Raw genomic sequence first — 23,764 nt, 5'->3', positions numbered from 1 at the left:
ATATGTTTCCTAAAGAAAGAAAAATATTGTAAAATTGTTAGTGGAAGTAAAGATTGTGTAATATAATAATCTTTACTTTTTTTATAAGCAATAAGGGGGAAAAGACATGAGTAAACTTAATAAATTAAGAGAAATTATGAAAAAATATAATATTAATTATTATATAATTCCAAGTTCAGATCCACATCAAAGTGAATATGTAGCAGAATATTATAGAGGAAGAGCTGAAGTTTCAGGTTTTACTGGTTCTGCAGGTACATTATTAGTTGGAGAAAATGAAGCTAAATTATGGGCTGATGGAAGGTATTTTATACAAGCAGCTGAGCAATTAAAAGGCTCTGGAATTGATTTAATGAAAATAGCTACTCCAGGATATGACACTATTAATGAATGGATAGAAAAAAATGTTAAAGAGTCAGAGGTCTTAGGCTTTGATGGAAGTTGTTATAGTACTAATCAATATAAAGACTTACTAAAAATAAGTAAGAAAAATAAATTTAATATAAATATGGATAAGGATTTATTAGAAGAGGTTTGGAATGATAGACCAAGCTTGCCAGAAGATAAAATCTTTATTCATGATGAAATATATGCAGGAAAAAGTGCTAGTGAAAAAATAAGTGAAGTTAGAAAAGCTATGAAGGAAAATAATGTTGAAAATTATTTATTAACTTCTTTAGATGATATAGCATGGCTTTTTAATATTAGAGGAAATGATATTTTATTTAATCCAGTAGCATTATGTTATGCAATAGTTACAGAAGAAACAGCTAATCTTTATATAAATAAAGAGAAAGTTGATAATGAAGTAAAAGAAAAATTAGAGAGTCAATTAGTATCAATATATGATTATAATGAAATAGAAGAGGCTGTAAAAGGGCTTTCAGGAACAGTATTAATAGATCCAGCAAAGGTTAATGCTAAGTTATATTCTTTATTAACTTGTGAAATAAAAGAAAATTTAAATATAACTACTACTTTAAAAGCAATAAAAAATAAAGTTGAAATAGCTAACTTTGAAAATGCTCATATTAAAGATGGCGTTGCTATGGTTAAGTTTATAAAATACTTAAAGGAAACTGTAGGAAAAGAAAAGGTTACAGAAATAACTGCAAGTGAAAAGTTATCAGAATTAAGAAGCCAAGGAGAATTAGCAAAGGGTGATAGCTTTGGAACTATAGCTGGATATAAAGAACATGCAGCAATGATGCATTATAGTGCAACTCCTGAAAGTGATTATGAATTAAAAGAAGAGGGCTTATTCTTAGTAGACTCAGGTGGACAATACTTAGATGGAACTACTGATATAACAAGAACCTTTGTATTAGGTAATATTACAGAAGAAGAAAAGAGAGATTTTACTTTAGTATTAAAAGGTCATATTAATCTATCAAAAGCTAAATTCTTAAAAGGTGCTACTGGGTGTAATTTAGATGTTTTAGCTAGAGGACCATTATGGGAAAAAGGATTAGATTATAAATGTGGAACAGGACATGGCGTTGGGTTTTTCTTAAATGTTCATGAAGGGCCACAAGGAATAAGACCAAATGGAAATACGGTTCCTTTAGAACCAGGAATGATATTAACTAATGAACCAGGTATTTATAAAGAAGGTAAGTTTGGAATAAGAATTGAAAATATTATGGTAGTTGTTAGAGAGGAAAGTAATGATTGTGGAGAGTTCTATAGATTTGAAACAATATCATATTGTCCTATAGATTTAAATGGAGTAGATGTAACATTATTAAATAATGATGAGAAAGAATGGTTAAATAATTATCATAAAAAGGTTTATGAAAAATTAAGCCCTTATTTAAATAATGAAGAAAAAGAGTTATTAAAGATAGAAACTAGAGAAATATAAAAATAAAAGTTAGGATGGGAGATAACATCCTAACTTTTGTTTTGTAAATTATTATTAAAAGTTTTGTACCAACGATATAATATTTATAAAAATGTCATTTTGTAATTTAATATTAGCTTAGTGTAATTAGAAGCATAAGAATAGTAGTGGTAATATTAACCAATTACATCCCCAGCCACAATTTCCAAAACCACAATTATTATAGTAGCCGTGATTACCATAGTTATTATAGTATCCATAATTATTATATCCGCAGCAATTTCTATTACAGTTATTATAACATCTTCTCATAAATTTTTCCTCCTAATAGAATATGAAGACTTAACTCACATTCTGTTGAATTACTTTATAGTATAATATACTCAACATAAATAATATGGTGAATGATATTTTGAAATTTTGTATAAATAAACATATTTTAGAAAATATAATTTTGATATAATAATGATTAAGAATTTTAATTAGGAAGTGATACATATGGAAATTAGTGCTATAGGAACAAGAAAAAATGTTAGTGTTATTGATACAACTGAATATGCAGGAATGAAGGTAGAGATATTAGAATATAATAAGTTGCAGGGTTCCACTGATACAACAGCTGCAATGGATATGTATTTTATGGAACAACAAAATATAAAAGCAAGACAAGTTGCTATATACTTAAATAATGATAAGGTAAGGGTTGAACCTGGTGCTATGAGCTATTTTAAAGGGAATTTAGAAATGGTTTCTGGTGTTACTGCAGGAAACTTAATAGGAAAGATGTTTTCATCAGCTGTAACAGGTGAAGGTGTTGCTCAGCCAGAGTATAAAGGAACAGGAATGATAGTTCTTGAGCCTTCTTTTAATCATTACTTAGTTTTAACAATCGATGGTGAAGTTATAGTTGATAAGGGAATGTTTTATTGTGCACAAGGAAGTGTACAAGTTAAACCAATAGTTCAAAAAAATATATCATCAGCTTTAGCTGGAGGAGAAGGAATATTTCAATTATCATTAAAGGGAAAAGGAATAGTAGTATTAGAATGTAGAGTTCCAGTATGTGAGATTGATGAAATACATTTAGAGGATGAAACTTTAAAAGTAGATGGGAATTTTGCAATTTTAAGAAGTGGAAATATAAGCTTTACAGTAGAGAGATCAGCGAAGTCTTTAATTGGATCAGCTGTAAGTGGAGAAGGACTTGTCAACGTATATCGTGGTACAGGAACAGTATGGCTTGCTCCAACTATAAAAATTTATGATACTATAAATAGATCCAGAGCCTATGGAGTAAATAGTACAACTAGAATGGACATGAATACAAGTAATAGTAGATAAAAGTTAAAGCTATCATCTGTTAAATATAGTAGATGATAGCTTTTTTTATTTAAATCTAAACTGATATAGATTCTTTTAAGGTAGATTCTTGGAGTGATTCTTTAGATAGTTTATTAAGTCTTTTGAAAGTACTAATACTAAAGAATGCACATAATACCATTGTAATTAAATCAGCTAATGGTTGAGCAAGCATTACACCATATAATTCAGGTGCCATTGGGTTAGAACTAAGTAGTTCTAGCATTGATGGAACACTATTAGTAAATTTACAATTTCTTTATCATTAGATGTTGGTTTAAATATAGTTACAAAATTAAGTTTAATTTGTGATTTCTTACGTGCATAGAATAAAATCATAAGCACTGTTGAAATCCCTTGGCTAATAGCAGTAGCAATGGCAGCACCTTCAGTTCTAAGAAGGTTATTTAATACTAACTTAGAGATAGTGAATATAGCTCCAATTAGTAACCAGTTAGAATATGATTTGGCATAAGGTAATACTTCAGGTGAAGCACCCATTAGGAAATGAAACAGAAACAGCAGCCATAGAATTAGTATCATGTAACATACCTACAAATATAGTATCTACAAGATTATAAAGTGCAGATACAACCATACCTATCATAGAAGGAATTGCTAAAGTAAGTAGTATTTTTTTACTGGCCCATTTTTCATAAGATCCATTTTCTTATTATCATTGTTTTCCTTTTTCATATATGCCTCCTATTTATTTATTCTATAGTATAATATAAGGTGTGGGGTAACCCCAATGTCAATAAATAGATTTTATTAATTTATTATGAGGAGAGTAAAATAACATATTTAATCAAGAAGCTCTGTTAAGAAATATATATTTGCCTATAAAATCTTAAAAGCAAAGAAGAGATAAGTATATTAATAATGTTTATCTCTTCTTTTTTCGTTATTTTAAATTGATAAAGAAAAAAATACGAAAAATAATAATAATATAGTTGACAATGTTCGGCGCAGTGGGTAATATTATAGTATAAAATGTAGAAAAAGATTAAAAAAAGTCGAATTTATAGTGTTTCAGATGGAGGGAAAATATGAAAAGAAAAGGTCATTATTTACTATTTATTCCGTGTATAGTATTGGTAGCGTATTTTATGATAGTTCCGTTATTAGATATAATAATTCCTACATTTGCAAATACGAAAGATGGAATGTTCAGTGCATATAGAGAGTTTTTTACAGACTCATATATGATGTCGATATTTTGGAGAACTATTAAAATATCATTAATATCATCGTTAATCTGTATGGTTATAGGGGTACCAGTATCCTACTATATATCAAGAGTATCTAAAAAAGTAAGAGGATTATTTATAGCATTAACGGTATTTCCTATATTAACAAACTCAGTTGTGCGTTCATTTGCTTGGATGAGTATTTTAGGGAAGAATGGAATAATAAATAATTTACTTATCAAATTAAATATAGTTAATGAGCCACTTTCTCTTTTATATACAGAAGGGGCAATTATAGTTGGTACAGTATATATTTTCTTACCACTAATGATTATTTCTTTAGTAGGTGTTATGGAGAATATTGATAATGATTTATTGGAAGCAGCAGAGAGTTTAGGAGCTAACAAATTAAAAGCCTTCTTTAAGGTTATTTTTCCACTTAGTTTACCAGGGTTAATAGTTGGAACAGTTTTAGTATTTACAGGTTCTTTAACAGCATATACAACACCACAATTATTAGGTGGAAATAAAAATACAGTTTTAGCTACATTAATATATCAAAAAACTATGACACTAGGAGATTGGCAAGGTGCTGCAGTAGTTGCAACTATAATGATTGTAGTAACTTTAATAGTTATAAAGGGAATTAATTTAATAGCATCAAGTTTAGATAAGAGAGGTGTTGCATAAGATGAAAAAAAATAAATTTCTAACAGTATTTGTTATATTAACATACATATTCTTATTTGCACCATTAGTTATTATTGCTATGACAAGTATAGGAACAGAAAATTACATAGCATTTCCTCCAAAGGGATTCTCTATGCAGTGGTTTATGACAGTATTTAAATCACAGTCATTTATAAATAGCATTGGGACAAGCTTCTTTATATCAATGGTAGCTACTTTAGCAGCACTATTAATAGGGATGCCAGCAGCTTATGGATTAAGCAGATATAATTTTAAGGGAAAAGCAGCTATTAAAAGCTTCTTCTTCTCACCATTAATTGTACCTGGAATTGTAGTAGGATTTTCATTATTCCAATTCTTGTTAGTGAAGTTAAATCTTTCAGTGTATATGAGTTTATTTATTGGACATACTTTAGTAATTATTCCTTATATTATAAGAGTTGTTGGATCAAGCTTAGAAGGTTTTGATTACTCAATAGAAGAGGCAGCAATGAGTTTAGGATGTAAGAAATCTCAAACCTTCTTTAAGGTAGTATTACCGAATATAACTTCAGGAGTAATGGCAGCTTTTATGTTAGCTTTTATAAATTCATTTAATAATGTTCCAGTATCAATGTTTTTAACTGGACCAGGGGTAAGTACATTACCTATAACAATGATGAATTATGTTGAATATAATTATGATCCAACAGTATCAGCGTTATCAGTAATATTAATGATATTAACTATTGGAATTATGTACATATTAGAAAAAACATTAGGACTTAACAATTTTGCAGGATAAGGTTAGAGCTAAATAATAAGCTTGGAGGACAATAAAATGGATTTAATAAATTTACAAAATATAAATGTTTCATATGATAAAAAAAATAACATATTAGAAAACTTAAACTTAAAGGTTAAAAAGGGCGAATTAGTATCTCTTCTTGGACCAAGTGGTTGTGGGAAAACTACAACTTTAAGAGTTGTTGCAGGTTTTATTGAGCCAACAGCAGGTAAGTTTTTATTAGGAAATGAAGATTATACTAAGATACCTGTACATAATAGAAATTTTGGACTAGTATTCCAAAGCTACGCATTATTCCCACACTTAACAGTAGAGGAAAATGTAGCTTTTGGATTAAAAATGAAAAAGGTGTCTAAAGAAGAAATAAAGACTAAAGTGGATGAAATATTAGAAACAGTTGATATGAGCCACTTAGCTAAAAGATATCCTAAAGAATTATCAGGAGGACAAAGACAAAGAGTTGCTATTGCTAGAGCATTAGTTATTGAGCCAAGTCTTTTACTTTTAGATGAGCCATTAAGTAATCTTGATGCAAAATTAAGATTAAAGATGAGAGTTGAGATAAGAAAGCTTCAACAAAAATTAGGTATAACAACATTATTTGTTACTCACGACCAAGAGGAATGTTTCTCAATTTCGGATAGAGTAGCAGTACTTAACAAAGGAGTAATAGAACAGTTTGATACTCCAGAAAATATTTATTCAAATCCAGCAACAGAATTTGTTGCAAGATTTGTAGGGTTTGAAAACTTCTTTGAATTAAACAAGATATCTGAAGATACTTATGAAAACCAATGCGGAATTAAATTAAGAGTTACAAGAGCAAAAGAAAATACTAAATCTAAAGGAACAATAAGACCAGATGATATAAAAATAGTTGAAGAAACTTTAGAAAATACAATAGAAGGAACTATTGAAATAAGAACTTTCCTAGGAAAGGCTTATCAGTATGATGTAAAAACATCTATGGGCAACATTATTGTAAATAGTGAAAATACTGTTGTATATGAAAAAGGTAACAAAATAAAACTTCAGTTACCGGCAAATAAAATAGTAATATTATAAAATTTATATGAAGGCGAGGAATTAACTAATGAAAAAGAGAGTTTTAGCAGCATTATTAATAGGGGTATTATCTACGACTGCATTAATAGGGTGTGGAAAATCAGAAGATGAATCATCAAGCAAAAAGCTTGTAATTTCAACTTGGGGATTAAATGAAGATGTTTTAAAAGAAACAGTATTTGATCCTTTTGAAGAAGAACATGGAGTAGATATTGTTTTAGAAGTAGGGAACAACTCTGAAAGATTAACTAAGATGAAAAATAATCCTAATTCAGGAATTGATATAACTTACTTAGCAGAGTCTTTTGCAGAACAAGGAATAGATGCAGGAATATTTGAAGAGTTAGACTACTCAAAGATACCAAATGCTGAAAATATTAATGCTAAAGCACAAAGTACAGTAGAAAGAGGATTTGGACCAGCTTATACATTAAATAGTATAGGAATAGTTGTAGATCCATCTGCAGGAATAGAAATAAATGCTTGGGAAGACTTATGGAAACCTGAATTAGCAAATAAAATAGCTATACCAGATATAACAACTACTAATGGGCCTGCAATAGTACAAATAGCAGCAGAAAAAGCTGGTGTTTCTGTAGAAGATGATAAAGGACAAGCAGCATTTAAAGAATTAGAAGCTTTAAAGCCAAATATAGTTAAAACTTATAGTAAATCTTCAGATTTAGCTAATATGTTTGCAAGTGGTGAAATAGTAGCAGCAATAGCAGCAGATTTTGCTTATGGAAATATTGCAAAAGCAAAACCAGAAGTAAAGTACGTAGTACCAGAATCAGGAACTTACTTAAACTTTAATACAATTAACATAAATAAAAATTCAAATAACAAAGATTTAGCTTATGAATTCATTAATTATGCATTAAGTGAAGAAGTACAAGAAAGAACAGCTAAGGCATTAAGTGAATCACCAATTAATACACAAGTTGAATTAAGTGAAGAAGAAGCTTCAAACTTAACTTATGGATCAGTAGTTGATAATGCTAAAACAATTGATTTTAAATTTGTTAATACAGTAATAGATGAATGGGTTAATACTTGGAACAGAATAATGAACTAGTATTATAGGTATTAAAATGGAAGTACAATTAATTATTAAAAACTTAAATGTATATAACAGTTATTTTAAAAAGTTTATACAAGGTGATGTTGTAATAAATGATGGGAAATTTCTTCATATAGGAAGTAATTATGAAGAAAGGTTAACTTCTAAAAATATTATAGATGGTAATAATAAGTACATGATTCCAGGATTGATAGATATACATATGCATATAGAAAGCTCAATGACAATTCCAAGTGAATTTTCTAAAGCTGCAATAAAACAGGGGGTCACTACAGTTGTAGCTGATCCCCATGAAATTGCAAATGTTTTTGGAATTGAAGGAATAAAGGAATTTATTAAGTCTAAAGAAAAGCTTGATATTTTTTATGGTATACCAAGTTCGGTACCTTCAACTTGCAATGATTTAGAAACTACTGGAGGAGAAATAACTGTTAATGAAGTAGAAGAATTATTATCTTATGAAAATATAATTTGCCTTGGGGAAGTAATGAATTTTAAAGACTTAATAGAAGATGAAAATTCAGCTATAAATAATATTATTAATATTAGTAAGGATAAGAAGATTCCATTAGAAGGGCATTGTCCTAAAATAGATGGAGTTGACTTATCATTTTATATTTATAGAGGTGTTGATGGAGATCACACACAACAGTCAGTAGCATCTCTTGAAGAAAAAATTAGAAATGGTATGTTTATTGAAATGCAACATAAATCAATGACTACAGAAAATATTAAGTTTTTAGTGGAAAATAATTTATATGAACATTTTGCATTAGCTACAGATGATGTTATGGCTGATAAGTTAACTAAAGGACATCTTAATGAATTAGTAAAAGAAGCTGTAAAATTAGGGATGACTATAGAAAATGCAATATATGTAGCTACTTACACTCCTGCAAAAAGAATGAGACTTTTTGATAGAGGAACAATAGCGCCAGGAAAAATAGCAGATTTTATTTTACTTGATGATATAAAAAAAATTAATATTTATGAAGTATATAAAAATGGAGAAGTTGTATTTAATAAGTATAACGGCTTAAAAGAAGAGTATTTTATGAAAAAAAGTAATTTTCATAAGAAATTTTATAATAGTATAAAGTTCAATCAAATTACTAAGGAACATTTATTAGTTAAGGTACCCAAAAACCATAATAATAATAATAAAGTTACTTGCAGAACTATGAATATTATGAAGAACACTACATTTACAGAAGAAGGGGAAGTTTCTTTGGATGTAGTAAATAATCTTTTAAAATGGGAAAATAGTGATTGTGCTTTAATTGCTGTTTTTGAAAGATACGGAAAAAATAATAATGTAGCCTTTGGATTAGTAAAAGGTGAGATTATTAAAGAAGGAGCAGTGGCTACAACTTGGGCTCATGATCATCATAATGTTATGGTTATGGGAAGAAATGTTGAAGATATGGTTTTAGCCGTTAATAAGTTAATAGACTTTAATGGAGGATATATTGTTGTAAAGGATAATAATGTATTAGCAAAATTAGAGTTACCTATAGGTGGAATAGTTAGTGATGAACCAATCGAAGTTGTAGGAGAAAAATTAGGTGAAGTTAGAAGTGCTATGAAAGAATTAGGATATAATCATATGAATGAAATAATGTCATTTAGCACCTTATCTTTGCCAGTAAGTCCAGCTATAAAAATTACAGATAAAGGACTTATTGATGTGAAAAATTGTAAAGTTGTATCACTATTTAAATAAGTAAAAGAGACTATGTATGTGCATAGTCTTTTACTGCAGATTGGAGAATTTAAAATGAAAAAGAAGATTACTATAGTTGAAAATGCTACAGTTATTACTATGAATGAAAATAGAGATATTATAGAAAATGGAGTAGTAGTATTTGAAGAAAATAAAATAATTTATGTTGGTGATAATAAGGGAAAAGAAAATTTTATAAATAAATATAATTATGAAATTGAAATTATAGATGGTGAACAAGGTATATTAATGCCAGGAATGATAAATTGTCATACTCATGCTTCTATGGTTCCATTTAGGAGTTTAGCTGATGATTATAAGGATAGATTAAAGAGATATTTATTTCCTTTAGAACAAAAGTTAGTAGATGAAAATTTAACTTATATTGGCGCTAAATATGCTATAGCAGAAATGCTATTAGGTGGGGTAACTACTTTTTGTGATATGTATTATTTTGAAGATGAAGTTGCCAAGGCTTCTAAAGAGCTTAATATGAGGGGGATATTATGTGAAACAATAGTAAACTTTCCTGCACCTGATGCTAAAGAGCCTTTTGGCGGATTAGATTATTCAAGAAGGTTTATTGAAAAGTGGAAAAATGATAATCTTATAATTCCAGGTATAGCACCACATGCACCATATACAAATAATGATGAATCATTAAAGAGGGCATATGAAATAAGTAAAAAGTATAATGTTCCAATGACAATGCATGTTGCAGAGATGGACTATGAATATAAAGAGTGTATGGATAAGTACAATCTTACACCTGTTCAATATTTAAATAAATTAGGGATATTAGATTCTAATTTTATATCAGCACATACGGTATTAGTAAATGAAGATGATATAAAAATATTAAAGGATAATAAGGTAGGGGTATCTCATAATATAGGTGCTAATGCTAAGGGAGCAAAAGGGGTTGCACCAATAATAAGAATGAAAGAAGAAGGTATTAATATAGGTCTTGGAACTGATGGACCTATGAGTGGAAATACTTTAGATATAATTGGGCAAATGGTTCAAGTTGGGAAGATTCATAAGTTGTTTAATAATGATAGATCAGTACTACCATCAATAGATTTAGTAGAAATGGGAACTATTGGTGGAGCAAAGGTATTGGGATTAGATAAAGAAGTTGGTTCAATTGAGGTTGGAAAGAAAGCGGATTTAGCATTAATAGAAACTAAGTCAGTAAATATGCAACCAATATATGATTATTATGCAGCTATTGTTTATTCTGCAAATGCTAGTAATATTGATACTGTAGTTGTTGATGGAAAAATAGTTGTTAAAAACAAAATGTTAGTAAGTGGTGATTTTGATAAAATTAGACGAGATTTATTAGGGTTAAAAGATAAAATAAATATAATTGCAAAAGAACTATAATTTTTATATAAATAAAAAGTTAATAATAAATTGTCATATTTAATAATATAGCTGATTTTTTTGAAAATTTACTTATAATTGATTATTTAAAATAATCAATTATAAGTAAATTGCTATTAGGACAAAATAGTTATAAAATGAATTACAATCTAAATGAAAAGAATTACAATAAAAGGGGGTTAAGTGAAATCAAAATTTATTAAGGCACAGATAAGTTTATTATTAGCAGCAACATTTACTGTAACTGGGGTGGTATCCAATTTAAGTAGTGTTGTACAAGCTGCTACAATTGAACAGCAGTATTTAGAAGATTTTGAAGATGGTATAGAAGGTATAGACAAAGTTTATGGTGGGGGAATTATATCTCATGTTGATGGTGGCCTTGAAATTCAAGCAGCTAATTGGCCAGATCAAGGTCAATACACTTTAGCCGTTGACAATAATTCACCGGTTATAAAAGACGGTGTATTAGAGCTAGATATGAAAGTAAAAAGCCATGCAGGAAGACTTGGGTTAGTTTTTAGATATGTAGATACTAATAATTATAGTATGGTAGGTTATGATGTATCTGGGAAGTGGGTTTTAAAGACTGTTACTAATGGGAAAGAATCAGAAACAGTATTGGTTCAAAATGGTATTAATCTTAATAATGGACAAACTTATAAAATGAAATTAGTATTTGCAGGAACATTATTAGAATTATATGTGGATGGAAGTTTATTATATTCAGGAAATACTTTAGTTGATAGTGAAGGTGGTAAATTCGGTTTTAGACAGTGGGAATATACAGATAACTATTCTCATGCTAACTATGATAATATAAGATATTATTCTCAAAAGGCACCAGAGCAAACTGAAGATGGTCACTATTTAGTGTCATTTGATGATGATGATACTAGAGGTTGGGAAGTAAAATCTGGAGATGGAGCAATAAGTGCAGCTAATGGAAAATTAACAGCACAAGCAGATGGAAATAACTCAAATACAATTTCAAGCGATAAAAATACACCTGTAATAAAGGATGGATTTGTAGAAACAAAAATTACAGTGAATAATCATGCAGGTCGTGTTGGAGTATTATTTAGATATGAAGATGCAAATAATTTTGCTGGTATTGGTTATGATGTTGATGGAACATGGGTATGGTTAAATGGTAGCAATAATGGTAAGCTTCCATTTACTAAGGTATTGGAACAAGGAAGAGAATATAAATTATCAGTAAAATATGCAGGAGAATATATCACTGTATTAATAGATGATGAAAAGGTATATGAAGGTATAGTATCAGGAATTAAAACTACAGCAGGAAAAATTGGATTAAGAAACTGGGGATATCCAGGAAATTACTCCAATGCTACTTTTGATTATTTTGTAAACGGAGAGTTTAGTCCTGTTACTAATGCTAAGGCAAATAGCCATTTAACAGTTGAAGGTGAAAATGATGCTACAATAACTCAAACAGCAACAGGTTTAGTACCAGGACAAAGTTATTCAGCTTCAGTTTGGGTAGAAGTTAGTGATGGAAGAAAAGTAACTTTAAGTGTTGAAAATGCTAATGGTGAAGAGGTTTCAAACTATACAGATCGTACTAATGTAGTGTTTGGTGTTCATCATACAGATAAAAATAAGACAAATTATCAAAGAGTAAGAGTAAACTTTACTGTTCCAGAAGGAGAAAGTACTGCAAAGGTATCTTTAAAGGTTGCCGGTGGTGCAGGTAATTCATGGGCTAACTTAGATGGTGTAAGAATAATGAAGCTTAATGGAATTACAGATCAAGGAGAACATTATTTCTATGATGACTTTGAAAATGTTGATTTTGGATTTGGTCCATTTGTATCAACAGAATCTGATAATTCACATTACCAGAAGATAATAATCAAGGAAATAACGGAAACAATGGAAATAGGAATAATGGTGGAAATAATAATTCAGGAAATGGTAATGGTAAATTACCTCAAACTGGAGGAACTTCATCAGGAGTAGTAGCATTACTAGGTTTAGCTATAGGGGCAGTAGGATGCGTATTTTCAAAGAAAAAGAATAAATAATCATTTATAAGAAAGAAGGATTTTAATTAATCCTTTTTTTTTATTTAGAATAATAAATTGAATTCTAAGAGTTAGGTGGAATATTAAAATGGATCATTCATAGGATAAATTAATATGATATGTATAATTAGATTACATATAAGCAAGTATAAGAGTTAATTATGGTTATAATAAAAAAATAATAAATCCTACTATATTTATCTACTTTAAAATTTTCAAAAAAGTATTATAATAAATATAGGTAATAATTATTATTAAATAAAAATTACAATTAATAATGAAAGTAAAGGGAAATATTATGGAAGAATCAAAAGTTATTGAAATGATAAAGACTAATCCTATTATTATAAAAAATATAGATAATCCTACTGATGAAATGAAGTTATTAGCAATAAAGCAAAATGGGCTTTTATTGAGATATATAAAAAATCCAACACTAGAAATGAAAGAGATAGCTATGGAAAATAATCCTAGAGCTATTGAATTTATAGAAGAGCCAACAGAAGAAATGATGATAAAAGCTGTAGAAAATGGATGGAGTAATTTAAATTATATAAAAAATCCAACTGAAGCTGTTCTTAAATTAGCTATAGAGCAAAGAGGATGGGCTATTAGATATGCTAAGAATCCTAGTAAAGAAGTACAATTACTAGCAGTAAAAAAAGACTATGATTCAATAAAATATATAAAGGAACCTTACGAAAGTGTTCAAATAGAAGCTGTAAGTATAAGTTATGATGCATTAAGGTATATAAATGAACCTAGCTACAAAGCAGAGGTTATTGCTATTAAAAATAATGAAGCAGCAGTAAAGTTTATAATAAACTTAGATAAAGAAAAAATATTAAGCTTTTTAAAAGAAAATATTTTAGTTATTAGATATGTAACTAGAAATTTATTATCTCAAATATCACAAATGGAATTTGAAGAGATATTAAAAGAAGCATTATCTAAAGAAGATATAGAAGAAAAGTATGTAAGAGATTTTTTAAATTGTAGTGTTATTGATAGAGAATGTGATGTTTTATCTATGGATAAAGTTATGTTTATCTATAAGTATGGAAGCAAAAAAGCTAAAAAAATAGCTGTAGATGAAAAACTAAAGATGATGTAGGGGGAAATAAAATGAATTTTATAGATACTTTAAGAAGTGTTGAATTAGTATTAGCTACAGGAGAAGTACCTTTAGTAGTTGGGGAAAGTGGAATAGGGAAAACTGCTTTAGCAAATAGATTAGCAAAGGAAAATAATTTAAGTTTAATTGTTATAGATGGTAATCTTTTAAAAGAAGGAGAAATAGGTGGATTGCCAACAGTAGAATCATATTTTTCAATAGATTCTAATGGAAATAATATTGAAAAGAAAACAACTATATATGCTGTACATACAAAGCTTAGAGAAATCGATGAAGAAATTTCAAAGGGAAGAAAGGTTCTTTTATTTATTGATGAAATAAATCGTTGTGAACATACAGTACAGCAAGAGTTAATGAACTTAATATTAAATAGAGAAATTAATGGGTATAAATTACATGAAAATGTAAAAATATTAGCAGCAATGAATCCATCAAGTAAATATGGATCAGATTTTGATTATCAAGTAGTAGATATGGATGCAGCCCAAGAAAATAGATTTGTATGGCTTAATATGGAAAGTGATCATTCAGCATGGTTAAAATGGGCAATAGAAGCTGGAATTGAACAAAAGGTAATAGAGTTTATTTCAACGTTCCCAGAATATTTAAATAAAGTAAATGAAGATGATGTAAGAGCAACGCCAAGAAGTTATGAAAGAGTTTCAAAAGCTTATAAGCTTTATAAGGATAAAAAGGATACTATTCCAAGAGCAGTATTTTTAAATGTTATAAGGGGGAATGTAGGAAAAGTTATAGCAGAAGAATTTGTAACATTTGTAGAGTCAGAACATAATGCATTAATAGCTTTTGATGAAGTTTTTTCAGGAGATACTTTAAGTGAAGAAGTTATAGAAAAAGTTAAAAATGAAAGTCATACAAGATTATATTTAAGTGCTATTAATATTTTAAAATCTTTAGAAGAAAGTATAGAAAATAATCCATATGAATCAACTTATTATATAAATAGATTAATAGAATTTTTAAAGGATTATCCTATAGATTTAATGGTTGGAGTTATGAAGGATATGAAGAATAATTATCCTAAGACTTATAAAGAAGCTTTAGAAAATGAGGAGTTTGTAGAAGCGTATTTTGAATCTTATAGTTCAATAAGGGGATAGTGTATGGAAAGTTATTTTGAAATAGCAAAAAAAGAACTTTATAAAAAGGCAGAAGAATTTATTAATGTATCTTATATGTTTAAGGCCCTTAGAGATGGTGAGAAGTTTGATATAGATATAGCAAAAGAATTTGAAGAGGAGTTTTTTAAACTAATAGATAAAGTAAACTTAAGTCTTATGGAAGAAAAGGATAACTTTTATGGATACTTTTTATTTCAAATGGGACGAGAAATACGATTTGATATAAGCAGTCCAACTGCTGTGAATTTTAAAGGGGCTAAGTATGTTATTTATTTTAATCCAATAATATTTTTACAGCTTAATATAAAGCAAATGGAAAGTACTATTAAACATGAAATTCATCATATATTATCCTTACATTTAATAAGAGCAAAGGAGTTAAAGGGAAAGTTTAGTACACTTGCAATTAATTTAGCAATGGATATAGTTGTAAATCAGTATTTAAATAATTTACCTCCATATGCTATTACTTTAAAAGGTATAAATTTAAAATATGAACTAAATTTAGAGCCTTATAATACTTTTGAATATTATGCTGAGAATATACAAAATATGTTAAATGTATTAGAAGAAAGTGATGAAGGTGAGCTAGATGATAGCTGGGAAGATAATAGTGGATATAATCCAGAAAAAACTCATGATATATGGGATGAATATGAAGAGTTAGATGAAAAAATGCTTAAGGAGTTTACAGAGAAATTTGTAAGCAATGCTGAAAAAGGCAAACTTCCTATTTACCTAGAAGGTATGATTTCAGCCTTAAAAAATAGCAAGGGTGAATTGCCTTGGAATTTATATCTTAAGAAGTTAATGGGAACTGTAGAAAGTAATAAAAAGAAAACTATAACTAGAAGAAATAGAAGACAGCCTAATAGATTAGATTTACGAGGTGAACTTAGAAATCATAAGGCAGAAATAGCTGTAGCTATTGATATAAGTGGTAGTATTAGTGATGAAGAGTTTAAACAAGCTGTTAAAGAGGTTCTTGCTATTGTAAAAAACTATAATCATGAAATTACTATTATAGAGTGTGATAATGAAGTTAAACGTGCATATAAGGTAAAATCTATAAGAGATATAAAAGAAAGATGTTCAGCAGGTGGAGGTACTAAATTTACCCCAGCAATTGAATATGCAAATAATAAAAATATAAATTTATTAATATATTTCACTGATGGTAAAGGTGAAGAAAAACTAGGGGTTATACCTAGAGGGTATAGGACATTATGGGTTATTTCAGGAAGAGGAGATACAATTTCCTTAAAAGAACCTTATGGTGCTGTTAAAAAGCTTAGTAAGGTAGAAGTTAAAGATACAGTTGTTGATATGAAAGATGTTAGAAATGATGGATATTCAATGAATAACCAAGAACCTATTTTTTAAATAATGATATAGAGTATGCCTGATTAAAAAACAGATTTTTTAATCAGGCATATATTATTATTATAAATATTTTAAAGTGGTGTATAGAATGAAAGTCCTTTTTTTAGAGAGTTCGCAGGCATGGATTAATGGACTTCCAAATGGATTTAAAGATTTAGGGAATGATGTGAGGATCTCAGGAGAATTAACAGAAGATTCCCTTTCTAAAATATTGTCTGAATTTAAACCTGATTTAGTAGTTACGATGGCAATTAGTAATGAAATAAAACCAATAAAAATAGGTTTAATAAATAAATATATTAGACCTCTAAAAATTCCTATAATATATTGGGCTACGGAAGATCCAGCCTATACATATAGTATAACATTGCCAATAATAAAAAGATTAAGGCCAGATTTTATATTTACTATATGTAAAAGAAGAATTGATTATTATAAAAAGTTAGGTTTCAAAGTTGGTCACTTAGAATTTGGATATCATGAAAGTATTCATAAAAAAGTTGATATTTGTGAAGAATACAAAACTTCAATTGTTGTAGTTGCAAATGCTTATTATGAATTTATAAAAGAGAATCCTAATTGTTTCAGAGAGCATTCATTAAATACCTTAATAGTTCCCTTATTAAAAAATAATATAAGAGTTGATTTTTGGGGGAGAGACTGGGAAAAGATGAGTGAAATTTTAGATTTTAGTATACCTAAAGAATATATTCATGGATATTTACCATATATTGAAGCAAATAAAGTATATAGCTCAGCAGATATTGTTATTGGGTTACAGAATAAGCAAGTTACTCAAAGGACTTATGAAATTTTAGGGTCAGGGGGATTTTTAATAACTAATAATACACCAGAGATAATGGCAAGATTTAAAAATAAGGAAGGGTTAATTATATCTTCATCAGCAGAAGAAACATTGGATGCAGTGAAATATTATTTACATAATAGTGATGAAAGAAAAAAAATACGAGAATTAGCTCAAAAGGTTGTAAAACAGTATAGCTATAAAAATAGGGCTATACATGCAATTGAGATTTTAAAAAAAGAAGGAATGCTTTCTAATGAGCTTAATTAGTTGAAAAGAGGGGGTATTGAATGAAAATATTATTTTTTCTTACTGGTACTATTTGGAGGTATACATTTCCAGAAGGGTTTATAGACGCAGGGCATGAAGTGGAAATTACAGATACGATAGATGAGGATAAAATAAAGATTAAAATAAATAATTTTAATCCAGATTTTTTAATGAGTATAGGATGGGGAAGAGAGCAAAGTGTAGAAAATCAAGACATTCTTAGACGTTGTTCAAAATTTTCAAAAGTACCTCATGTGTATTGGTCTATAGAAGATCCAGCATTCACATATTCATTTTCATTACCGTTGATTAAAAGGATAAAACCAGATTTTATATTTAGTATATCACAGGATACAGTGAATGATTTTAAGAGATTAGGACTTAGTTGTGCCTATATGGATTTTGGAATAGCACCTAAAATCCATACACCAATACAAGTTGATGAGAGATATAGTAGTTCAATTGCTATAGTAGCTAATGCGTATCCGAAGGTGCTGAAAAATTATCCCCTTCATTATAGAAATAAATCTATAGAAACTCTAATAACTCCTTTACTAAGAAATAATATTAGAGTTGATTTTTGGGGACATGATTGGGATAAAATGAATTCATATTTTAATTATAATATACCTAAAGACTGGTTGCATGGGTATTTAGAATATAAGGATGCAAATAAAGTTTATTGTTCGTCTAAAGTAATACTAGGATTACAAAATTATGATAATCAACTTACACAAAGAACTTATGAAATATTAGCTTCAGGAGGATTTCTTTTAACAAATAATACAAAAGCAATTAATAATATGTTTAAGTCTAAGAAACAATTAATAACAACATCATCACAAGAAGAGACCTTAAATCTTGTAAAATATTATTTAAATAATGAAGCTGAAAGAGTGAAAATATCAAATTGTGGAAGAGAATATATAAGTGATTATACCTATAAAGAAAAAGCTAAGTATATAATAGGGATATTAAAATATAATAAGATAATTTAATAAATTTATTTATAAGAAAAAAAGTTGCTATAGAAATATATAGCAACTTTTATTTTAATATCTCACTAATTGTAACTAGATTAAAATGTCGTTTAGTCAAGTTAGAGATAGCTATGTCTGTTGCTTCAGCAGTATTTTTTCCGCCAATATGCATTAATATTTATACCTTCTAAAATTGTTATACAGGAATTTTCACCACCAATACCAGGGGAATCACTACCGCCATAAGCGTTTATAATACCTGTACCGCGAATAGTTATATTTCTACTGCTTCCACCAGAATTACTTTCGACACAGGCAGTACCAGAATTATGGAGGGATGAACCAGAGCCGATACCAGATACGTATTGTAAACCAGTAGCATTTATAGTTCCTGGAGCTAATAGATTAATTGATATATCTATAGTATCACCACCATATCCAGAACCAATGCCAGCACCACCATCATTTCCAACTGCAGTTATATTGGCAGAAGAATTTATTAATATTACTCCACTATCGCAATAACTACCACCACCGATGCCAGCACCACCATCAGCAATATTATTAGGAGATAAAGTTTCTGGTAGTTTTAATCCCCCAATGGCATTTAATTCACCAGGATATATTTGTAATAGTGAAATTGTTCCGCCATTACCGTTAGCACCGCCGCCAACACCAGCAGCATAACTTCCACCAGTAGAATTAATAGTGCCATTACCTTCAATTACAATACTTCCAGGAGTTTCAGATTCACCTGAGCCTATTCCAGAACCATGATCTGATGCAGTGCAAGTTAGGGTTGATGAGCTTGATGTAGATGTTATTATTAGGGAAGTATTAGAAGCAACTCTAATTGCTGGTTCATTAAGAGTAATATTATTTATAGCATTAGTACTAGAAAAAATTAATATATTTTTACCTAAAGTATATGAGTTGTTGTTGCCAAAATCAATAAAGCCTGAAGTAGAAGTGCCATTTCCAAATATTAAGTTATCAATAGTAAGAGTAAGGGGAGAAGTCCTATTAGAAGCAACAACAATTTTACCATAATAATCTCCAATGCCATTTGTTCTTATAGTAGCATTAGTAATTGAAATAGGAATAGTTATATCAGTGTTTTCATTAGGATTAATATCAATATAATAAATAGTATCAACCTCATAAAAATAATTATTATATATAGTATGAATATAGTATTTTTATTGATAGAATATAATTAAAAATAGATAAAAATATTAGGATAAGTAGATATAAAGTTGGATAAATTATATTTAATTAAATAGACATGACAGTTGTTTAAAATTATTATATAATAATAAATATTAGATAATAAAAAATAAATAAAAGGAGAGAAGTTATGGGGATATTAGAGAAAAGTATAAAAAATAAAGTAGTTATAGTAACTGGGGGTACTAGAGGGATTGGGTTTTCAACAGTAAAATCTTTTCTTGAAAATGGAGCAAAAGTTGCATTGTGTGGTTCTAGAGAAGAAACAGTAAATAAGGCTTTAGAACAATTAAAAGAAATAAATTCTGATTTTGAAGTTTTAGGATTTTCAACAGATTTATTAAATATAGAAGATATAAAAAAAATGATGGATGAAGTAGAAAATAAATGGGGAAAAATTGATGTATTGATAAATAATGCTGGTATAAGCGATAATGTAAGTATATATGATCAAGATGATAAGCATTTTGAAAATGTTATTGATATAAATGTGCAAGCTGTATTTAATTGTAGTAAGATAGCAGCTGAAAAAATGAAGAAGAATAATTATGGTGTTATTTTAAATACAAGTTCAATAGTAAGTATAAATGGTCAAAAGTCTGGAGTTGGATATCCAACATCTAAATTTGCAGTAAATGGATTAACTAAATCATTAGCAAGAGAGTTGGGCACAGATGGAATAAGAGTTAATGCAATTGCACCAGGAATAATTGCAACTGATATGGTAGCAGCTCTTGATCAAAATATGATAAAAGCAATGGCTGCTAATGTTCCTGTAGGAAGACTTGGAGAAGCTGAAGATATAGCAAATGCATTTTTATTCTTGGCTTCAGATATGGCAAGTTATATTAGTGGAGCTATCCTATCAGTTGATGGAGCAACTGTAATCTAAAGGGTATAATATATATTTAGGAAGCATAAGTATGGGGTTGTAAACTAAGATGTTTAGGACTCCTCATTTTTTTATTATTATATATGAAGAGTATTATTTTGTTGATAAAGATATATTATGAAAACAATACATTATGCTATAATTGAAATGTTTAAATAGTAATAAAAAGATACTATATCAATAAAATGAAGTTTTTATTTAGTTAAGTATATAGAGTATTAAAGAGGGAGAAGATATTTTGGAAAAAACATATATGTTTGATAATTACATATCAATAGGGCGTAATTTTATGACGGAAAAAAATTATTTAAAAGCTTTGAAATTCTTTAAAAAGGCATATAATTGTCCAGAAGGAAAAGAAGATATAGATTTAATTTTAGATTTAGCATTTCTTTATGATAAAATAGCAAATTTTGATTTAGCTGAAAATATGTACAGAAAAGTATTAGAATTAGATGCTACTAATGCAATAGCATATTATGGCCTAGGAATTATTTTAGATGATGACGGATTATATGAAGAAGCTATAGAGTATTATAAAAAAGCTATTGAAAATGATAGTAAATATGAAAAAGCTTATTTCTTTTTAGCTAATGCTTATGATGAATTAGGAAATAAAGATGAGGCTATAAAAAATTATAAAACTGTATTAAAGCTAAATCCAAAAGATTTATGGGCAAATGCTAATTTAGGATGTATTTATGATGAATTAGGAGATATAAATCTTGCTTTAGAATATATGGAAAAAGCACTTGAAATAGATAAAAATCATTTTAGAATACTTTTTAATATGGGAGTATTTAATAAAAAGTTAGGGAATTTAGAATTAGCAGAAGAATATTATAAGAAATCGATAGAACAAAATCCTTATTATCCATATAGTTATTTAAATTATGCTGTAATGTATAGGGAAAAGAATGATTATAAAAGAGCTATTGAAATAATTAATGACGGAATAGCAGATAATGAAGATGAAGGCTTCTTATATTATAATAGAGCTTGTTTTTATGTAGGAATTAATGAGTTAGAATTAGCTTTAGATGATATTCTTAAGTCTATAGAATTAAATGACTTCTTTGAGGAGTATATGAAGGAAGATGAGGAACTTAATTCTATTAGAGTTTTAGAAGGGTATACAAAGTTATTTTGTTAATTTATAAATAAAATCGTATATTATGTTAATAAGATATTCTAATAATAGAAATAATGATTTAATTGAAGAGATATAGATAGCATAATTAAAAGGAACATTTTAATTTGTATGAATTAAAATGTTCCTTTTGTTATATATTAATAAAATTATATTTTTATTATTTCTTAATAATTTTGTAATAACTTCCTTTTATAATAAAAATAAATTAACAGATTGGGGGAGTTATAATGAATAAAAAAAGCATTATATCAATACTAATGGCATTAGCAATGACATTAAATATAGGATGTACAGCAAATGGAGGAGGGAACAGTTTAAAAAGTAAGGAAATTGTATTTGAAGAAAATGTTATGGATAGTTCAAATAGTAGTATAAAAATAACTCAAGAGGAAATTAATTTTATCGTACCAGAAGGATATAAATTTGATTTTGGCTTTTATAATAGTGGAAAGCTTTATGGAAGTTTATCAGATGAAAGAGTTACTCCTTATAGAATAGGGGCAATGGTAAATTTACCTTTAGAAATTAGAGGAGAAGATCAAAAGTTATATGTAGCTAATGATGAATTTGAGGTAGAAGAAACAGAGCAAAGTATTCTTGTTTACAACGAAGATGAAGGTGTTAAAGGGTTAAATTCAGAATGGGTTGGGGAAGACAGACATTCTGTAAATTACTTTAATTATGAAACTAATGAATTTGAGTCATTATTTAGAAAAAAATATGAATCAAATTTAGGTAGAATGTACTATATACCTGATGGTAAGGAAACAACTACTGAAAAATTAATTGAAGGAAATAATAACTTTGGATATTCATTATATAATTATGCATTTGGTGATGAAAAGTTGGTTAGTATCAGAATTGTAGATTTAACTACAAAAGAAGTATATGAGTATGAAGATAAAGGTACTGAATGTAACTTTATAATTGACATATTATATGATAATGTAACAGAAAGCTTTTATGCTATTAATGAGATAGGAGTTATTTATGAGTTAACCTTTAAGAATAATGTAATTAATTTTAAAGAGTTTGATACAATAGATCTATCAGGAATAGCACTTTTATATGAAAATCAAGTTACTATAAATAAAGATGGAGAAATTATTTTAATGTATCAATTTAAATCAAATTCATTTATTTCAGATGGAAGTACTACATTTAAGCCATTATATGATGAGAAAATTATGAAAAATGCAAAAGATAGTAGTGAATTATTAGTTATATATAAACCATCTGTAAAAACAATTGAAAGAATAATGCAAGGTGATAGTAAGAATTTTGAAGTTGTTGAATTCTGGAGAGAATCTAATCTATGCTTACTCGAAAAAGGTAAACAGGAAGGGCAAGGGCAAGAATACTACATTGGAGAGTTAAAAGATGATAGAATAGATATATACCATAAAGTTGAATTAGATGTAAAAGAAGATGATTGTATATGGATATATAATGTGCTTATGAATGATGATGATACAGAATTAATAATTCAGTTTAAGGCTACAGAGAGCCTAAATGGATCAGAAGAATATTTTAGTGAATATTATTATCCTTATGGTTACAAAGATTATGTTGTTAAATTAAATATTGAAAGGTAAAAAT

General features: G+C 28.2%; 23 protein-coding genes and 1 pseudogene. 20 read left to right on the top strand and 4 right to left on the bottom strand.

Translation table 11 applies throughout. The features are described 5' to 3' along the window. Positions 1-106 precede the first annotated feature (106 nt). Complete coding sequence (locus tag HCG76_RS07720; RefSeq protein ID WP_221699569.1) at positions 107-1,864, top strand: aminopeptidase P family protein; 1,758 nt, start codon at positions 107-109, stop codon at positions 1,862-1,864. Positions 1,865-1,990: 126 nt separating this feature from the next. Here the strand turns inward: HCG76_RS07720 and HCG76_RS07715 are convergent, their stop codons facing one another. After that, positions 1,991-2,155, bottom strand: coding sequence for a hypothetical protein (locus HCG76_RS07715; protein WP_221699570.1), 165 nt, complete (start codon positions 2,153-2,155; stop codon positions 1,991-1,993). A gap of 186 nt (positions 2,156-2,341) precedes the next feature. Between HCG76_RS07715 and HCG76_RS07710 the strand changes: the two genes are divergently transcribed. Beyond that, positions 2,342-3,184, top strand: a complete 843-nt coding sequence (locus tag HCG76_RS07710; RefSeq protein ID WP_260458059.1) for an AIM24 family protein — start codon at positions 2,342-2,344, stop codon at positions 3,182-3,184. A gap of 55 nt (positions 3,185-3,239) precedes the next feature. On the opposite strand, the gene HCG76_RS07705 is transcribed toward HCG76_RS07710, so the two are convergent. Genes HCG76_RS07705 through HCG76_RS19050 form a run of 3 tightly spaced genes read right to left on the bottom strand, consistent with a single transcriptional unit; the run spans position 3,240 to position 3,809 of the window. Next, positions 3,240-3,428, bottom strand: coding sequence for a hypothetical protein (locus HCG76_RS07705; RefSeq protein ID WP_221699571.1), 189 nt, complete (start codon positions 3,426-3,428; stop codon positions 3,240-3,242). Next, positions 3,422-3,703 (bottom strand): MATE family efflux transporter, encoded by a 282-nt coding sequence (locus HCG76_RS07700; RefSeq protein WP_260458060.1) that lies wholly within the window; start codon positions 3,701-3,703, stop codon positions 3,422-3,424. Before HCG76_RS07700 ends, HCG76_RS07705 begins: the two co-directional genes overlap by 7 nt. After that, positions 3,687-3,809 carry a hypothetical protein gene (locus tag HCG76_RS19050; protein ID WP_260458061.1) on the bottom strand — a complete coding sequence of 41 codons (123 nt, stop codon included), beginning with the start codon at positions 3,807-3,809 and terminating at the stop codon, positions 3,687-3,689. The genes HCG76_RS07700 and HCG76_RS19050 overlap by 17 nt, the downstream gene beginning before the upstream one ends. Positions 3,810-4,251: 442 nt before the next feature. Here HCG76_RS19050 and HCG76_RS07695 point away from each other — a divergent pair, with 442 nt between their 5' ends. The 18 genes and pseudogenes from HCG76_RS07695 (at position 4,252) to HCG76_RS07610 (ending at position 23,760) form a co-directional block, all read left to right on the top strand. Beyond that, on the top strand, positions 4,252-5,082 hold the full coding sequence (locus tag HCG76_RS07695; protein WP_221699577.1) for an ABC transporter permease: 831 nt from the start codon (positions 4,252-4,254) through the stop codon (positions 5,080-5,082). A 1-nt stretch (position 5,083) separates the two neighbouring features. Continuing rightward, positions 5,084-5,866, top strand: coding sequence for an ABC transporter permease (locus HCG76_RS07690; RefSeq protein ID WP_221699579.1), 783 nt, complete (start codon positions 5,084-5,086; stop codon positions 5,864-5,866). 36 nt (positions 5,867-5,902) lie between these two features. Further along, positions 5,903-6,934: an ABC transporter ATP-binding protein gene (locus tag HCG76_RS07685; protein WP_221699580.1), complete on the top strand. Its 1,032-nt coding sequence runs from the start codon at positions 5,903-5,905 to the stop codon at positions 6,932-6,934. Positions 6,935-6,962: 28 nt separating this feature from the next. Continuing rightward, a complete protein-coding gene (locus HCG76_RS07680; protein ID WP_221699582.1) occupies positions 6,963-8,009 on the top strand; it encodes an ABC transporter substrate-binding protein in 1,047 nt (348 codons plus the stop codon). A 16-nt stretch (positions 8,010-8,025) separates the two neighbouring features. Continuing rightward, complete coding sequence (locus HCG76_RS07675; RefSeq protein WP_221699583.1) at positions 8,026-9,738, top strand: adenine deaminase C-terminal domain-containing protein; 1,713 nt, start codon at positions 8,026-8,028, stop codon at positions 9,736-9,738. Between the two features lie 54 nt (positions 9,739-9,792). Further along, positions 9,793-11,127 carry an amidohydrolase gene (locus HCG76_RS07670; RefSeq protein ID WP_221699585.1) on the top strand — a complete coding sequence of 445 codons (1,335 nt, stop codon included), beginning with the start codon at positions 9,793-9,795 and terminating at the stop codon, positions 11,125-11,127. 183 nt (positions 11,128-11,310) lie between these two features. Then, positions 11,311-13,113 carry a carbohydrate binding domain-containing protein gene (locus HCG76_RS07665; protein ID WP_294173565.1) on the top strand — a complete coding sequence of 601 codons (1,803 nt, stop codon included), beginning with the start codon at positions 11,311-11,313 and terminating at the stop codon, positions 13,111-13,113. 2 nt (positions 13,114-13,115) lie between these two features. After that, a pseudogene (locus tag HCG76_RS19510) lies at positions 13,116-13,178 on the top strand (hypothetical protein); the annotation flags it as partial. 298 nt (positions 13,179-13,476) lie between these two features. After that, entirely contained in the window at positions 13,477-14,292 is an 816-nt protein-coding gene (locus HCG76_RS07655) for a hypothetical protein (protein WP_221699587.1), read from the top strand. A gap of 11 nt (positions 14,293-14,303) precedes the next feature. Then, on the top strand, positions 14,304-15,434 hold the full coding sequence (locus tag HCG76_RS07650; RefSeq protein ID WP_221699588.1) for an ATP-binding protein: 1,131 nt from the start codon (positions 14,304-14,306) through the stop codon (positions 15,432-15,434). Between the two features lie 3 nt (positions 15,435-15,437). After that, the gene (locus HCG76_RS07645; RefSeq protein WP_221699589.1) at positions 15,438-16,838 is read left to right on the top strand and encodes a vWA domain-containing protein; all 1,401 of its coding nucleotides are present in this window, start codon (positions 15,438-15,440) and stop codon (positions 16,836-16,838) included. Between the two features lie 88 nt (positions 16,839-16,926). Then, on the top strand, positions 16,927-17,913 hold the full coding sequence (locus tag HCG76_RS07640) for a CgeB family protein (RefSeq protein WP_221699590.1): 987 nt from the start codon (positions 16,927-16,929) through the stop codon (positions 17,911-17,913). 20 nt (positions 17,914-17,933) lie between these two features. Further along, positions 17,934-18,911, top strand: coding sequence for a CgeB family protein (locus HCG76_RS07635; protein WP_221699591.1), 978 nt, complete (start codon positions 17,934-17,936; stop codon positions 18,909-18,911). Between the two features lie 519 nt (positions 18,912-19,430). After that, entirely contained in the window at positions 19,431-19,580 is a 150-nt protein-coding gene (locus HCG76_RS07630) for a hypothetical protein (protein WP_221699592.1), read from the top strand. A gap of 99 nt (positions 19,581-19,679) precedes the next feature. Then, complete coding sequence (locus HCG76_RS07625) at positions 19,680-19,943, top strand: hypothetical protein (protein ID WP_221699594.1); 264 nt, start codon at positions 19,680-19,682, stop codon at positions 19,941-19,943. Between the two features lie 307 nt (positions 19,944-20,250). Next, a complete protein-coding gene (locus tag HCG76_RS07620; RefSeq protein WP_221699595.1) occupies positions 20,251-21,012 on the top strand; it encodes an SDR family NAD(P)-dependent oxidoreductase in 762 nt (253 codons plus the stop codon). Between the two features lie 235 nt (positions 21,013-21,247). After that, positions 21,248-22,165 carry a tetratricopeptide repeat protein gene (locus HCG76_RS07615; protein WP_221699748.1) on the top strand — a complete coding sequence of 306 codons (918 nt, stop codon included), beginning with the start codon at positions 21,248-21,250 and terminating at the stop codon, positions 22,163-22,165. A gap of 227 nt (positions 22,166-22,392) precedes the next feature. Beyond that, the gene (locus HCG76_RS07610; protein WP_221699597.1) at positions 22,393-23,760 is read left to right on the top strand and encodes a hypothetical protein; all 1,368 of its coding nucleotides are present in this window, start codon (positions 22,393-22,395) and stop codon (positions 23,758-23,760) included. Positions 23,761-23,764: the final 4 nt, after the last annotated feature.

It is taken from the genome of Clostridium sp. K13, from assembly GCF_019734195.1.
Classification (GTDB): domain Bacteria; phylum Bacillota; class Clostridia; order Clostridiales; family Clostridiaceae; genus Clostridium.
The sequence above is the reverse complement of the archived record's forward strand: the minus strand, read 5'-3'. Positions and strand labels throughout refer to the sequence as shown.

What these genes read in the sequence shown, in the direction of transcription:
- HCG76_RS07720 (WP_221699569.1), top strand. Translation starts at nt 107, where the DNA reads ATGAGTAAACTTAATAAATTAAGAGAAATTATGAAAAAATATAATATT.
- HCG76_RS07715 (WP_221699570.1), bottom strand. Translation starts at nt 2,155, where the DNA reads ATGAGAAGATGTTATAATAACTGTAATAGAAATTGCTGCGGATATAAT.
- HCG76_RS07710 (WP_260458059.1), top strand. Translation starts at nt 2,342, where the DNA reads ATGGAAATTAGTGCTATAGGAACAAGAAAAAATGTTAGTGTTATTGAT.
- HCG76_RS07705 (WP_221699571.1), bottom strand. Translation starts at nt 3,428, where the DNA reads ATGCTAGAACTACTTAGTTCTAACCCAATGGCACCTGAATTATATGGT.
- HCG76_RS07700 (WP_260458060.1), bottom strand. Translation starts at nt 3,703, where the DNA reads ATGGGTGCTTCACCTGAAGTATTACCTTATGCCAAATCATATTCTAAC.
- HCG76_RS19050 (WP_260458061.1), bottom strand. Translation starts at nt 3,809, where the DNA reads ATGATAGGTATGGTTGTATCTGCACTTTATAATCTTGTAGATACTATA.
- HCG76_RS07695 (WP_221699577.1), top strand. Translation starts at nt 4,252, where the DNA reads ATGAAAAGAAAAGGTCATTATTTACTATTTATTCCGTGTATAGTATTG.
- HCG76_RS07690 (WP_221699579.1), top strand. Translation starts at nt 5,084, where the DNA reads ATGAAAAAAAATAAATTTCTAACAGTATTTGTTATATTAACATACATA.
- HCG76_RS07685 (WP_221699580.1), top strand. Translation starts at nt 5,903, where the DNA reads ATGGATTTAATAAATTTACAAAATATAAATGTTTCATATGATAAAAAA.
- HCG76_RS07680 (WP_221699582.1), top strand. Translation starts at nt 6,963, where the DNA reads ATGAAAAAGAGAGTTTTAGCAGCATTATTAATAGGGGTATTATCTACG.
- HCG76_RS07675 (WP_221699583.1), top strand. Translation starts at nt 8,026, where the DNA reads ATGGAAGTACAATTAATTATTAAAAACTTAAATGTATATAACAGTTAT.
- HCG76_RS07670 (WP_221699585.1), top strand. Translation starts at nt 9,793, where the DNA reads ATGAAAAAGAAGATTACTATAGTTGAAAATGCTACAGTTATTACTATG.
- HCG76_RS07655 (WP_221699587.1), top strand. Translation starts at nt 13,477, where the DNA reads ATGGAAGAATCAAAAGTTATTGAAATGATAAAGACTAATCCTATTATT.
- HCG76_RS07650 (WP_221699588.1), top strand. Translation starts at nt 14,304, where the DNA reads ATGAATTTTATAGATACTTTAAGAAGTGTTGAATTAGTATTAGCTACA.
- HCG76_RS07645 (WP_221699589.1), top strand. Translation starts at nt 15,438, where the DNA reads ATGGAAAGTTATTTTGAAATAGCAAAAAAAGAACTTTATAAAAAGGCA.
- HCG76_RS07640 (WP_221699590.1), top strand. Translation starts at nt 16,927, where the DNA reads ATGAAAGTCCTTTTTTTAGAGAGTTCGCAGGCATGGATTAATGGACTT.
- HCG76_RS07635 (WP_221699591.1), top strand. Translation starts at nt 17,934, where the DNA reads ATGAAAATATTATTTTTTCTTACTGGTACTATTTGGAGGTATACATTT.
- HCG76_RS07630 (WP_221699592.1), top strand. Translation starts at nt 19,431, where the DNA reads ATGCCAGCACCACCATCAGCAATATTATTAGGAGATAAAGTTTCTGGT.
- HCG76_RS07620 (WP_221699595.1), top strand. Translation starts at nt 20,251, where the DNA reads ATGGGGATATTAGAGAAAAGTATAAAAAATAAAGTAGTTATAGTAACT.
- HCG76_RS07610 (WP_221699597.1), top strand. Translation starts at nt 22,393, where the DNA reads ATGAATAAAAAAAGCATTATATCAATACTAATGGCATTAGCAATGACA.